This window comes from Mycobacterium sp. shizuoka-1, assembly GCF_002723835.1.
GTDB lineage: Bacteria > Actinomycetota > Actinomycetes > Mycobacteriales > Mycobacteriaceae > Mycobacterium.
Map to the genome: position 1 here is coordinate 7,215 of NZ_BEWG01000027.1, position 12,364 is coordinate 19,578.

The window sequence follows — 12,364 nt, forward strand, 5'->3', positions numbered from 1 at the left end:
AGGTGTACTGACCGCTAGGCGGTTTCGGTGATCGGCCGGTCGACCCAGCTCATCAGGTCACGCAGCTTCTTGCCGGTGACCTCGATCGGATGCTCGGCGTTCTTCTTGCGCAGCGCCTCGAGCTCCTTGTTACCGCCTTCGACGTTGGCGACCAAGCGCTTGACGAACGTGCCGTCCTGGATGTCGGAGAGGATGTCGCGCATCCGCTGCTTGGTGTCGGCGTCGATGACACGCGGACCCGACAGATAACCGCCGAACTCGGCGGTGTCGGACACCGAGTAGTTCATCCGGGCGATGCCGCCCTCGTACATCAGGTCGACGATCAGCTTCAGCTCGTGCAGCACCTCGAAGTAGGCCAGCTCGGGCGCGTAACCCGCCTCCACCATGACGTCGAAGCCGGTCTTGACGAGTTCCTCAGTGCCACCGCACAACACGGCCTGCTCACCAAACAGATCCGTCTCGGTCTCGTCCTTGAAGGTGGTCTTGATGACGCCGGCGCGGGTCCCGCCGATGCCCTTGGCGTAGGACAGCGCCAGCGCCTGGCCCTCGCCGGTCGGGTCCTGCTCGATGGCGATCAGGCAGGGCACGCCCTTGCCGTCGACGAACTGGCGGCGCACCAGGTGACCGGGGCCCTTGGGGGCGACCATGCCGATGGTGACGTTGGCCGGCGGCTTGATCAGGCCGAAGTGGATGTTCAGTCCGTGTCCGAAGAACAGCGCGTTGCCGGCTTCCAGGTTGGGCTCGATGTCGTTGCGGAAGATCTCGGCCTGCGCGGTGTCGGGGGCCAGCAGCATGATGACGTCGGCCCACTTGGCAACCTCGGCCGGAGTGTCGACCTCGAGGCCCTGCTCGGTGACCTTCTCGCGCGACTTCGAGCCCTCTTTGAGGCCCACCTTGACCTGCACACCGGAGTCCCGCAGGCTCAGCGAATGGGCATGGCCCTGGCTGCCGTAACCGATCACCCCGACCTTGCGGCCCTGGATGATCGACAGGTCGGCATCGTCGTCGTAGAACATCTCGATGGAATTTGAAGCCACGATGGCCTTTACCTTTCTTTGGTTACTACTGGGTCTTTACTTGGTGTTGGTCATCCCACGCGGTCCGCGCGACAGCGACACCACGCCGGACTGCACGATCTCGCGGACGCCGTAGGGTTCGAGCACCCGTAGCAGCGCCTCGATCTTTTCCTGCGTCCCGGTCGCTTCGATGGTCAACGATTCGGTGGACACGTCGATCACCTTGGCGCGGAACAGGTTCACCGCCTCGATCACCTGGCTGCGAGTTCCGGCATCGGCCCGGACCTTGATCAGAGCCAGCTCGCGGGCCACCGAGTTCTCGGAATCCTGCTCGACGATCTTGATCACGTTGATCAGCTTGTTGAGCTGCTTGGTGATCTGTTCGAGCGGCGTCGCCTCGGCCGTCACGACGATCGTCATCCGCGACATGTTCTTTTGCTCGGTGGCGCCGACGGCCAGCGACTCGATGTTGAAACCGCGACGCGAGAACAGTGCCGCGACGCGGGCCAGCACACCCGGCTTGTCTTCGACGAGCACCGAGAGTGTGTGCGTGACAGTGTTTCCCGCCATCAGGCCCGACCCTCCTCGTTGTCGTCGAACAGCGGGCGGATGTTGCGCGCCGCCATGATCTCGTCATTGCCGCAGCCGGCGGCCACCATCGGCCACACCTGGGCGTCCGCCCCGACGATGAAGTCGATCACCACCGGGCGATCGTTGATCTCCCGCGCCTGGTTGATCACGTCGATCACGTCTTCTTCACGCTCACAACGCAATCCCACGCAGCCCAGCGCCTCGGCCAGCTTGACGAAGTCCGGGATGCGGTGGCTGTGGGTGGCCAGATCGGTTTGGCTGTATCGCTCCTCGTAGAACAGCGTCTGCCATTGGCGCACCATGCCCAGGTTGCCGTTGTTGATCAAGGCGACCTTGATCGGCACACCTTCGATCGCGCAGGTGGCCAGCTCCTGGTTGGTCATCTGGAAGCAGCCGTCACCGTCGATCGCCCACACCTCGGCATCCGGGCGGGCCATCTTGGCGCCCATGGCGGCCGGAACGGCGAAGCCCATGGTGCCCAGACCGCCGGAATTCAGCCAGGTGCGCGGCTTCTCGTAAGAGATGAACTGCGCGGCCCACATCTGGTGCTGACCGACACCGGCGACGTAGATCGCGTCCGGCCCGGCGATCTTGCCCAGCTGCTCGATCACGTACTCCGGGCTCAGGCTGCCGTCGTGCTGCGGGTCATAGCTCAGCGGGTAGGTGGCCCGGACCCCCGACAGGTACTCCCACCAGCTGTCCTGGTTGGCCTTTGGCGTCCCACCCGTCTTACGCAACGACTCGATCAATTCGGTGATCGCCAGCTTGACGTCGCCCACGATCGGCACGTCGGCGTGCCGGTTCTTGCCGATCTCGGCCGGGTCGATGTCGACGTGGATCACCTTGGCCTCGGGGGCGAACGAATCCAGCTTGCCGGTGACCCGGTCGTCGAACCGAGCGCCCAGCGCGATCAGCAGGTCGCTGCGCTGCAGGGCAGCCACCGCGGCCACGGTGCCGTGCATGCCCGGCATACCGAGGTTCTGCGGGTGGCTGTCCGGGAATGCGCCGCGGGCCATCAGGGTGGTGACCACCGGGATCCCGGTCAGCTCGGCCAGATCCAGCAACTCTGCGGTGGCCTCGCCGCGGATCACACCGCCGCCGACATAGAGCACCGGTTTGCGCGCCGCGGCGATCAGCCGGGCGGCCTCGCGGATCTGGCGGCTGTGCGGTTTGGTGTTCGGCTTGTAGCCGGGCAGGTCGATCTGCGGCGGCCAGGCGAAGGTGCACTGGCCCTGCAAGATGTCCTTCGGGATATCGACGAGGACGGCTCCGGGCCGCCCGGTCTGCGCGATATGGAACGCCTCGGCGATCACCCGAGGGATGTCGTCACCGTTGCGCACCAGGAAATTGTGCTTGGTGATGGGCATCGTGATGCCGGAGATGTCGGCTTCCTGGAACGCGTCGGTGCCGATCAGCGTCCGACCGACCTGGCCGGTGATGGCGACCACCGGGATGGAATCCATCTGGGCATCGGCCAGCGGCGTGACCAGGTTGGTGGCGCCGGGGCCCGAGGTGGCCATCATCACGCCGACCTTGCCGGTGGCGTGGGCGTACCCGCTGGCCGCATGGCCGGCGCCCTGCTCGTGGCGAACCAGGACGTGGCGCAGCTTCTGCGAGTCGAACAGCGGGTCGTAGACCGGCAGCACGGCGCCGCCGGGGATGCCGAAGATGGTGTCGACGCCGAGTTCTTCCAGTGAGCGGACTACCGCCTGGGCGCCCGTGAGCTGCTGCGGGGCGACGCGCTTGGCGGCGGTCGTGCCGGTCTTACCGGCGGTGGGTGCTGTACCCGGTCCGGCGGCGGGCGCCGACGGCTCAGGTGGTCGCGTGGTGGGTGCGCTCACGGTGTCGTCCTTTTCGGTCTGCGTTCAATTCTTCGGGCAAGAAAAAACCCCCGTCAGCTTCGGCGGCTGTACGAGGGTTGCGCGCTGGTGCGTGTGGCTATGCCCGGGTCGGGGCAAGCGCGGCACCAACGCGCTGGCCAATTACTACGAGCATTCCGCCGGTCTTCATAACCTGCGACGGTAGCCTCCGCACTGGTCAGGCGTCAAATCCCGATTCGGGTCCAGATGGTGTCCGCGCCGATGGTGGGATGATGCAGTCATGGCCTCCCGTCGCGCACCTGATGCACCCGCCACCAAACCGCTGGTGATCCGGATGTCACCGATGGCGCACTTCGCCTCGGGGTTCCTGGCGCTGTGCCTGCTGGTGATGATCACGATCTTCCCCACCTGGGGTGCGGTGTTCATGGTGCTGCCGATCGTGGCATCGGTCGCGATCGTGCGACTGCGCACGGTCGCCGACCGCGAGACGCTGACCGCCCGCACGATGCTGGGCAGCCGAACGGTGAGCTGGGACGAGGTCGAGGGTCTGCGGTTCGACCGCAGTTCATGGGCGCGGGCGCGGCTGCGGAACGGCTCGGAGATGCTGCTGCCTGCCGTCACATTCGCCATGTTGCCGCTGCTGGCCGAGGCCAGCGGCGGACGGGTGCCCAACCCCTACGAGCGATGACGGGTGATCAGGCCAGCGGGTTGGCGCCGTGCAGGAAGAACCACGCGGCGACTCCGCCGCCGATGCCGAGCAGCAGCGCGATGAACGACCCGATGAAGGGACGGCGGGCCCAGCCGCGCCCGCCGTCGAATCCGTAGCGCCCCGGACCGACCAGGACGAGGGCCGTGGCCGCCGCGATCAGCACCACCAGGTATTCGACGCCGTCCGGACCGAACACCGCGAGGTAGCCGTCCTGGCGTTGTGCCGCCACGATCGTGAGCAGGCTGTTGACCAGATAGGCCACCGCACCCGCGGCTGCCAGCGGCGTGAACAGCCCGAGCACCAGCAGGACGCCGACCAGGATCTGGGCACCGGCACCGAGATAGGTCAGCAGTCCGGCGTGCTGATAGCCGGCGTCGGCCAGCGCGGTCTTGAAGCCATCCAGGCCCTGGCCGCCCCACCAGCCGAACGCCTTCTGCAGGCCGTGGCCGATGAAGATCGCACCGACGACGAACCGAAGCAGCAGCAGTCCCAGATCCTGGGTGCCCCTGCGACCCGCAGCCTTGGCGCGCTCCTCGGCGTCGATCGGCTCGATCTCCATCGGGGTGGCCTGCGAGGGGGTCGGATCGAAGTGCGGCTGGACGTACGGCAGCGGTTCGGGGTCGTGCAGCAACCCGTAACCCGTCGACGGGGCGGAGCCGGGCAGTCCGGATGAGTAATGAGGAATCGTGGTGGTCTCGAAGTCGCCACCGTAGGTGGCCGAGGGCAGATCGTCCTCCGGGTCGACCAGCTGGGCCGACGCCGGTCGCGCCGAGGAGTCGTCGGGGCGCTGCCAGTGCGGTTCGTGGCCTTGACTCGTCACGAAAGTCAGAGTAAGTGCAGATCGCCGCAAATCGGGGATTTGAGCGGCGCTTCTGGCGGCCAATATTGCCTGGTTTTCCGGCCGGGCCCGGGACGTCGTGGCGAACATCGGCGCCATATCCGTAACCTGGCGGGCATGCAGGTACGCCAGTCGGTCCGTGGGGTGCTGGCCGTGTGCTGCGCAACGACGCTTGTGGCCGGGTCGTCCGCCGGCTGCGCGAAGTTCAACAACGACATCTCACAGCCCTTCACCACCGCCCCGCAGCTGGCTCCCGGCCCGACCTCGACGCCGCCTCCCCCGCCGCCGCTGCCACCCAAACCGTTCCCCAAGGCCTGCCCCGCGCCGGGGGTCATGCAGGGCTGCCTGGAGAGCACCAGCGGCCTGATCATGGGCCCGGACAGCAAGACCGCCCTGGTGGCCGAACGCACCACCGGGGCCGTCAAGGATGTCTCCGTCAGCGCCGAACCGAAGATCCGCACCGTGATCCCGGTCGACCCGAGCGGCGACGGCGGGCTGATGGACATCGTGCTCTCACCCACCTACTCCCAGGACCGGCTGATGTACGCCTACATCAGCACCCCGACCGACAATCGGGTGATCCGGGTTGCCGACGGCGACATCCCGAAGGACATCCTGACCGGGATCCCCAAGGGCGCCACCGGCAACAGCGGTTCGCTGATCTTCACCAGCCCCACGACGCTGGTGGTGCAGACCGGCGATGCCGGCAACCCCGCGCTGGCCGCGGATCCGAAGTCGTTGGCGGGCAAGGTGATCCGCCTGGAACAACCCACGACCGTGCAACCCGCGCCGCCCACCACCGCACTGTCCGGGCTGGGCCCCGCCGGTGGCATGTGCATCGACCCGACCGACAGGTCGCTCTACATCACTGATCGCAGCCCGGCAGGCGATCGCCTGCAACGGATCTCGGCGGATGCCAAGACGTCGACGGTGTGGACGTGGCCGGACAAGCCCGGTGTCGCGGGCTGTGCGGCGCTGGACGGCACGGTGCTGGTGAACCTGGTCAACGCCAAACAGACCGTGGCGGTTCGGCTGGCCCAGGGCACCGGCGCGGTGACCGGCGAGCCCGAGGTGGTGCGCCAGGACACCCACGGACACGCCTGGGCGCTGCAGGTCGCCCCGGACGGAAACATCTGGGGCGCCACGGTGAACCGCACCGCCGGCGACGCCGAGAAGCTGGACGACGTCGTCTTCCCGCTGTTCCCGCAGGGCGGCGGCTTCCCGCGCAGTAACGCCGACAACACCTGACGTTCGGCGGCGCTACCCCACCCGAGCCGTGTCCGCCGGCAGGCACGTTCGCAGCACTCCCACAACCGCCCCGGTCAGCACCGCGGGATCCAGCGGATGTGGGACCGCGGCGTCGGCTCGTGACCAGCGCGCCAGCCAGTCATCGGCCGGGCGCCCGGTCAGCACGATCAGCGGCGGGCAGGCGGCCAGTTCGTCCTTGAGTTGTTTGGCCAGTCCCATCCCGCCCGCGGGTGTGGCCTCACCGTCGAGGATCGCCACCGCGACACCGCCGGAATCCATCCGGTGCAGCGCCATCGCGGGAGTCGCGACTTCGCAGAACTCCACGGCGGGCAGGTCGGCGGCCGGGCGGTGCCCCAGTGCGGCGATCACCCGGTGCCGGGTGGCGCGGTTGTCGCTGTAGACGAGCACGGTGACGGGTGCGGTCATGGCGTGATCGTAAAGCCGAAATCGCCGCCGCCGGTGCGGTGCCGGCGTATCCCCCCGACCGGCCACCCGCCCGGGGGATGGGAGGCCAATGCCGCGCCGGGACCATCGATTCGACGCGAGGTCGTGCGCCATGGCGTGCGCCCGGATCGGCAAGGAGGACGCTCGCTCATGCTCGCCAACCACACCACGCTGGTTCGGTTCCTGATCGAGGAGCGCCGCCACCATCCCGACGCCAGCGGGGAACTCAACGCTTTGATCCTCGATGTCGCGCTGGCCTGCAAGGCGATTTCGAACCGAGTGGCCCAGGGCGAGCTCGGTGGCGTCCTTGGGTCTGCCGACGCCGTCAACGTACAGGGCGAGGTGCAGCAGAAGCTGGACGTGCTGGCCAACGAGTACTTCCTGCGGGCCTGCGAGTGGGGTGGGCAGGTCGCCGGGATGGTGTCGGAGGAAATCGACGAGCCCTATCCCCTACCGATCCAATACCCGCGCGGGAAATACCTGTTGATCTTCGACCCGCTGGACGGGTCGTCCAACATCGATGTGAATGTCTCGGTCGGCAGCATCTTTTCGATCCTGCGTGCACCGGATCCGGGCGCCGATGCCACACTGGACGACTTCCTGCAGCCGGGCACCGAGCAGGTGTGTGCGGGCTACGCGATCTACGGTCCCTCCACGATGCTGGTGCTGACGGTCGGAACCGGTGTGCACGCGTTCACCCTCGACCCCGGTCTGGGCGAGTTCTTCTTAAGTCGCCAGTCGATCCGGATACCGCCCCAGGCCAAGGAATTCGCCATCAACGCCTCCAACCGGCGATTCTGGGAGCCGGCGGTGCAGCGCTATATCGACGAATGCCTGGCCGGCCAGACTGGTCCCCGGGCCAGGGACTTCAACATGCGCTGGGTGGCCTCACTGGTGGCCGAGACGCACCGGATCCTCACCCGTGGCGGGGTTTTCCTCTACCCACGAGACTCCAAGGACCCGTCGAAGCCGGGCCGGCTGCGTCTGCTGTACGAGGCCAACCCGATCTCGATGCTGGTCGAACAGGCCGGCGGCCTGTCCAGCACCGGCCGCGGGCGCTTGCTCGAGGTCACCCCGACGAGCCTGCATCAGCGGGTTCCGCTGATCTTCGGTGCCGCCGAGGAGGTTCGGCGAATCGAGAACTATCACGCCGAGAGCAATGACAGGCCGGACGGGTTGCCGCTGTATGGCGTTCGCGGTCTGTTCCGGTCTTCGGTGGGCTGAAAGGAGCTCCGATGTCTCGTCTGCATCCGATCATCTCGGTGACCGGCTCGTCGGGGGCGGGCACCACGTCCGTCATGCGCACATTCGATCAGATCTTCCGCCGGGAGGGGATCAACGTCGCCTACGTCGAGGGCGACAGTTTCCATCGATTCGACCGGGCCGAGATGAAACTGCAGATCGCCGACGCGCATGCTCGCGGCGACCATACGTTCAGCCATTTCGGGCCGCAGGCCAACCTGTTCACCGAGTTGCAGGATCTGTTCTGCTCCTACGGCGAGACCGGCACCGGCAAGGTGCGCAAGTACTTACACGACGCTGCCGAGGCGGCGCCGTACGCCCAGGAGCCGGGCACCTTCACCCCGTGGGAGGTGCTGCCCGACGACACCGACATGCTGTTCTACGAAGGTCTGCACGGGGCGATCGTCACCGATGACGTCGACGTCACCCGCTACGCCGATCTGAAGATCGGTGTCGTCCCGGTGATCAACCTGGAATGGATTCAGAAGCTGCACCGCGACAAGGTGTCCCGCGGCTACACCTCCGAAGCGGTCACCGACACCATCTTGCGGCGGATGCCGGACTACGTGAACTACATCTGCTCGCAGTTCTCCTACACCGACGTGAACTTCCAGCGGGTCCCGATGGTCGACACGTCCAACCCGTTCATCACGCGCTCGATCCCGACCGCCGACGAATCGATGGTGATCATCCGGTTCCGCGACCCGCACGGCATCGACTTTCCGTATCTGTTGTCGATGCTGCACGATTCGTTCATGTCGCGCGCCAACACCATCGTGTGCCCGGGCGGGAAAATGGATCTGGCGATGCAGCTGATCTTCACCCCGATGGTGCTGCGGCTGCACGAACGTCGCAAGGCCGAGCTGGCCGCTCGCTGACTCAGGCGAAGAACGCCCCGGCGGTGTGCGCCAGGTCGAGCAGCGGCTGGGGCAGGAAACCGAACGTCAGCGTCGCCACCGCGGCGACACCGATGGTCGTGCCGGTCAGTCGACCCGGGGCACAAACCAGCGCGGGTTGGGTGGGCGCGGCGTCGGCGTACATGAGCACCACCACCCTGGCGTAGACGAAAGCGGTGACCGCGCTGGCGATCACACCGACCAGCACGAGGACCAGCTGCCCCCCGTGCGCAGCGGCGGCGAACACCGCGAACTTGCCGATGAATCCACTGGTGAGTGGGATGCCGGCGAAGGCGAGCAGGAACAGCGCGAACGCCATCGCCGCCACCGGATGCCGCCGCCCCAGGCCGGCCCAGCTCGCGATCGTGGTCTCCTCACCGCCGGTGTGGTTGCGCACCAGGCTGATCACCGCGAAGGCACCCAGCGTGGTCACCCCATAGGTCGCCAGGTAGAACAGGGTCGCCGCCAGTGCGGCGCCGTCGGCCGCGACGACCCCGGTGAGGATGAAACCGGCCTGCGCCACGGCCGAGTATCCCAGCAACCGCTTGAGATCGGTCTGCCCTACGGCCAGCACCGCTCCCACCGCCATCGTCAGCATCGCAACGAGCGACAGGATGGGTCGCCAGTCGTGGTTGAGGCCGGGTAGGGCGACGTAGAAGATGCGCAGCATGGCGCCGAAGGCGGCGATTTTGGTGGCGGCGGCCATGAAGGCGGTGATGGGGGTGGGTGCGCCTTGGTAGACGTCGGGGATCCAGGAGTGGAAGGGCACGGCGCCGACTTTGAAGAGGATGCCGACGGTGATGAGGGCGGTGCCGAGCAGGGCCAGGGTGGTGGTGTCGGTGTGGGTGTCGATGGCTTTGGCGATGCCGGGCAGGCTCAGGGTGCCGGCGTAGCCGTAGAGCAGGGCGATGCCGTAGAGGAAGAAGGCGGAGGAGAAGGCGCCGAGGAGGAAGTATTTGACGGCGGCTTCTTGGGACAGCAGGCGTCGGCGGCGGGCCAGTCCGCACATCAGGTACAGCGGTAACGAGAACACTTCCAGCGCAATGAACATCGTCAACAGGTCGCCGGCGGCCACGAAGATCGTCATGCCCGCGACGGCGAACATGGTCAACGGAAAGACCTCGGTCTGCACACCGTTGGCCCGAAGCGCGGTGTGTTCGGCGATACCGCCCGGCACCGTCGACGCCTGCGGAGTGAACGACGTCGACGCGCCGTGGCTGTCGCGTTGCGCCACCAGCGCCAGCGACGCGATACCGACCACCAAGATGGTGCCCTGGAGGAACGAGGCTGGACCGTCGGAGATGACGGCGCCGGAGACGGCGGCGCCGACGGTACCCGCCACCACGACGACCGCGACCAGTGCGGCCGCCAGGCCGGTCAGGCTCAGTCCCAGCTGAAGCCGATATCGGCTGTCACGGGGGGCGAATGCTTCGACCAGGACGCCGGTGACGGCGACGCCGAGGACGATCAGCATCGGGGAGAGTTGGCCGTATTCGATGCTGGGCGCAGTCATGGGTGTCTTCCTTCCGCGACCGTCGGCGCCGGGTCGGGTTCGTGGATCGAGGTGAGGGTGGCTGTCACGGCGGGGTTGATCACGTCGAGGGCGATCTTGGGATACACGCCCAGGGTGATCAGCAACGCGATCAACGGCGTGACGACGAGTAGCTCGCGCTTGCCGAGGTCTCGGACTGTGTCGGTACCCTCGGTGACCGGCCCGGTCATCATTCGTTGGTAGAGCCACAGGATGTAGACCGCGGAGAGCACCAGCGCGGCGGAGGCGATGACGGCGAAGGCCGGGTAGCGGGTGAATGTGCCGATGAGGACCAGGAATTCACTGATGAACGGCGCCAGACCGGGTAAGGCGAGCGTCGCGAGGCCGGCGATCAGGAAGGTGCCGGCCAGCACCGGTGCCACGGTCTGGACTCCGCCGTAGTCGGCGATGACGCGGCTGCCGCGGCGGCTGACCAGGAACCCGGCGATCAGGAACAGGGCTGCCGTCGAGATGCCGTGGTTGACCATGTAGAGCGTCGAGCCGGCTTGGCCCTGGCTGGTCATCACGAAGATGCCCAGGATGATGAAGCCGAAGTGGCTGATCGAGGTGTAGGCGATCAGCCGCATGACGTCGGTCTGGCCGATGGCCAGGATCGCGCCGTAGACGATGCCGATGACCGCCAGTGCGATGATCACCGGCCGGAAGTAGGTGGCCGAATCGGGAAACAGTGGCAGGCAGTAGCGCAACATCCCGAACGTGCCGACCTTGTCCATCACCGCCATCATCAACACCGCCGACGCAGGCGTCGCTTCGGCGGCCGCGCCGGGCAGCCAGGTATGGAACGGCCAGAGCGGGGCCTTGACCGCGAACGCGAGCAGGAACCCGAGGAACAGGGCATGCGCCACAGCGGGATTGGGCGCGAAGGTCCCAGCGGCGACAGCGGCCGCGATCGCCGGGAAATCGAAGGTTCCGCCCCCGAATGCGGTGCTGTCCGCGGTGAGGACGTACAGCCCGATCACGGCGGCCAGCATCGCCAGTCCCCCGCACAGGCTGTAGACCAGAAACTTCAGCGCTGCTCTGGAGCGGTCAGCGCCGCCGAAGCCGCCGATCAGAAAGTACATCGGGATCAACATCGCTTCGAAGAAGATGAAGAACAGCAGGACGTCCAGCGCGACCAGCGACATCATCACCATGCCCTCGACGGCCAGGGTCAGCGCGACATACCCGCTGACCGATCGGCCCGTCCCGTCGGCGTCATGCCAACCCGCCACGAGCAGGATCGGAACCAGGGTTGCGGTGAGCACCACCAAGGCCAGCGCGATACCGTCTATTCCCAGGAGATAGCCCGCACCGAACGATGGTATCCAGGAGTGCTTTTCGACGAACTGGAACTGCTCGCCGGCCGGGTCGAATCGCACCGCGATCACGGCGGCGACGGCGAGCACGCCGACCGAGACCGCCACCCCAGCGAATTTCGCATACCGGCTCACGGTGGCCGGCAGGATCGCGACCAGCCCCGCTCCGACGAGCGGGAGCAGCCACAGCACGCTCAACCACGGAATCTGGCTCATCACAGCCTCACCATCACCAGCATCGCCACCACGACCGTGGCCCCCACCAAGATCGACAGCGCATACGAGCGGGCAAATCCGGTCTGCAGACGACGCGTGGAGCGCGAGGCCGCGGCCACTGCGGCAGCTATCGTCTCCACCGCCCCGTCGACGCCGCGACGCTCGATATGGACGAGCCCCCGGGTCAACGCCCTGCCGGGCCTCATCAGGGCGGCCTCGTTGAAAGTGTCGCCGTAGAGGTCGTTGCGCGCAGCCACTGTCGCGCTCGAAACCCATTCGGAGGCAATCGGGTTGACCGGCCGGCCGACATACATCCGGACAGCGATGCCGATGCCGATGGCGACGACGCCGAGGGCGGTGAGGGTGGTGATCCAGGCGGGGATGAGGTGTTGGGTTTCGTGGTGGCCGATGACGGGTTCGAGCCAGTGTTGCAGGGTGTTGCCGATGGCCAGCAGTGCGCCGGCGCCGATGGAGCCGGCGGCGAGGACGATCATGGG

At 67.0% G+C, this 12,364-nt stretch carries 11 protein-coding genes and 1 pseudogene; 4 read left to right on the plus strand and 8 right to left on the minus strand.

Annotated features, from left to right (window positions below):
* Window positions 1-14: 14 nt before the first annotated feature.
* Genes ilvC through MSZK_RS09900 form a run of 3 tightly spaced genes read right to left on the minus strand, consistent with a single transcriptional unit; the run spans window position 15 to window position 3,448 of the window.
* Entirely contained in the window at window positions 15-1,016 is a 1,002-nt protein-coding gene (ilvC, locus tag MSZK_RS09890) for a ketol-acid reductoisomerase (RefSeq protein ID WP_099247386.1), read from the minus strand.
* A 57-nt stretch (window positions 1,017-1,073) separates the two neighbouring features.
* A complete protein-coding gene (gene ilvN / locus MSZK_RS09895) occupies window positions 1,074-1,586 on the minus strand; it encodes an acetolactate synthase small subunit (protein ID WP_099247388.1) in 513 nt (170 codons plus the stop codon).
* Window positions 1,586-3,448, minus strand: coding sequence for an acetolactate synthase large subunit (locus MSZK_RS09900; RefSeq protein ID WP_099247390.1), 1,863 nt, complete (start codon window positions 3,446-3,448; stop codon window positions 1,586-1,588). Before MSZK_RS09900 ends, ilvN begins: the two co-directional genes overlap by 1 nt.
* A gap of 259 nt (window positions 3,449-3,707) precedes the next feature.
* On the opposite strand from MSZK_RS09900, the gene MSZK_RS09905 reads away from it, so the two are divergent.
* Window positions 3,708-4,115, plus strand: a complete 408-nt coding sequence (locus MSZK_RS09905; RefSeq protein WP_199203276.1) for a PH domain-containing protein — start codon at window positions 3,708-3,710, stop codon at window positions 4,113-4,115.
* Window positions 4,116-4,122: 7 nt separating this feature from the next.
* Here the strand turns inward: MSZK_RS09905 and MSZK_RS09910 are convergent, their stop codons facing one another.
* Window positions 4,123-4,956, minus strand: coding sequence for a DoxX family protein (locus MSZK_RS09910; RefSeq protein ID WP_233211210.1), 834 nt, complete (start codon window positions 4,954-4,956; stop codon window positions 4,123-4,125).
* A 135-nt stretch (window positions 4,957-5,091) separates the two neighbouring features.
* On the opposite strand from MSZK_RS09910, the gene MSZK_RS09915 reads away from it, so the two are divergent.
* Window positions 5,092-6,222, plus strand: a complete 1,131-nt coding sequence (locus MSZK_RS09915) for a sorbosone dehydrogenase family protein (RefSeq protein WP_099247392.1) — start codon at window positions 5,092-5,094, stop codon at window positions 6,220-6,222.
* Between the two features lie 12 nt (window positions 6,223-6,234).
* Here MSZK_RS09915 and MSZK_RS09920 read toward each other — a convergent pair whose 3' ends face one another.
* Window positions 6,235-6,648, minus strand: coding sequence for a response regulator transcription factor (locus MSZK_RS09920; RefSeq protein WP_099247394.1), 414 nt, complete (start codon window positions 6,646-6,648; stop codon window positions 6,235-6,237).
* 168 nt (window positions 6,649-6,816) lie between these two features.
* On the opposite strand from MSZK_RS09920, the gene MSZK_RS09925 reads away from it, so the two are divergent.
* Both MSZK_RS09925 and MSZK_RS09930 read left to right on the plus strand, forming a co-directional pair.
* Window positions 6,817-7,890 (plus strand): class 1 fructose-bisphosphatase, encoded by a 1,074-nt coding sequence (locus MSZK_RS09925; RefSeq protein WP_099247396.1) that lies wholly within the window; start codon window positions 6,817-6,819, stop codon window positions 7,888-7,890.
* Window positions 7,891-7,901: 11 nt separating this feature from the next.
* Entirely contained in the window at window positions 7,902-8,786 is an 885-nt protein-coding gene (locus MSZK_RS09930; RefSeq protein ID WP_099247398.1) for a phosphoribulokinase, read from the plus strand.
* A 1-nt stretch (window position 8,787) separates the two neighbouring features.
* Here the strand turns inward: MSZK_RS09930 and nuoN are convergent, their stop codons facing one another.
* The 3 genes and pseudogenes from nuoN to MSZK_RS32300 all read right to left on the minus strand — a co-directional run.
* Entirely contained in the window at window positions 8,788-10,317 is a 1,530-nt protein-coding gene (nuoN, locus tag MSZK_RS09935; protein WP_099247400.1) for an NADH-quinone oxidoreductase subunit NuoN, read from the minus strand.
* Complete coding sequence (locus MSZK_RS09940; RefSeq protein WP_199203277.1) at window positions 10,314-11,867, minus strand: NADH-quinone oxidoreductase subunit M; 1,554 nt, start codon at window positions 11,865-11,867, stop codon at window positions 10,314-10,316. The genes nuoN and MSZK_RS09940 overlap by 4 nt, the downstream gene beginning before the upstream one ends.
* Window positions 11,867-12,364 (minus strand): annotated as a pseudogene (locus MSZK_RS32300) (NADH-quinone oxidoreductase subunit L); the annotation flags it as partial. The pseudogene MSZK_RS32300 and the gene MSZK_RS09940, both read right to left, overlap by 1 nt.